Source organism: Aliivibrio logei, assembly GCF_001691055.1.
Taxonomy (GTDB): domain Bacteria; phylum Pseudomonadota; class Gammaproteobacteria; order Enterobacterales; family Vibrionaceae; genus Aliivibrio; species Aliivibrio salmonicida.
In genome coordinates this window covers 1-453 of sequence record NZ_MAJU01000018.1, presented here as the reverse complement: position 1 = coordinate 453, position 453 = coordinate 1, and the positions used below count along the sequence as shown (strand labels likewise).

The following is a 453-nucleotide window of genomic DNA, read 5'->3' as shown; positions in this document are numbered from 1 at the left end:
GTTATGCAGGCGTTATATTTTAAATTACAATAGGTTAGCAAGGAGCTTACGATGGCAACATGGGATAAAACGAAGTACCAGGTAATATGTGATGGATGTGGTAAAAAGTATAATGTTGTGAAGTATGATTTACCTGTCCGTGAAAAAGGCAGTTTTAGTTGTAATGGTTGTGGTATTGAACTTGAAAGATGGAATGGTGGAGTAGACTACTCTTTTACAGAAGCAAAGGATTAAGTACTGATAATGAATTCAAATCATAATTGCAGTAGTTGCCCATCTTATGAAAAACAATTGCATAATTTTTGCCGAATGTGTGGTTCAGAGTTTAAACCTAATCATGCTAAGTACGCCCGTAGAGCAACCAGTTATAATTCTAACGAAAAGTTTTGTGGTTATTGCGGAGGCAGAAAGCACCACTGTAGCTGTTAGTTAAAAAAATATAACAAATGCATC

General features: G+C 35.5%; 1 protein-coding gene. It reads left to right on the top strand.

Annotated elements, in window-relative coordinates; all coding sequences use genetic code 11:
* The first annotated feature begins 51 nt into the window (after positions 1 to 51).
* A complete protein-coding gene (locus A6E04_RS15475) occupies positions 52 to 234 on the top strand; it encodes a hypothetical protein (protein ID WP_065611784.1) in 183 nt (60 codons plus the stop codon).
* Positions 235 to 453 lie beyond the last annotated feature (219 nt).

Excerpts from the sequence above, each read along its gene's own strand:
- A6E04_RS15475 (WP_065611784.1), top strand. The coding sequence starts at position 52 with ATGGCAACATGGGATAAAACGAAGTACCAGGTAATATGTGATGGATGT.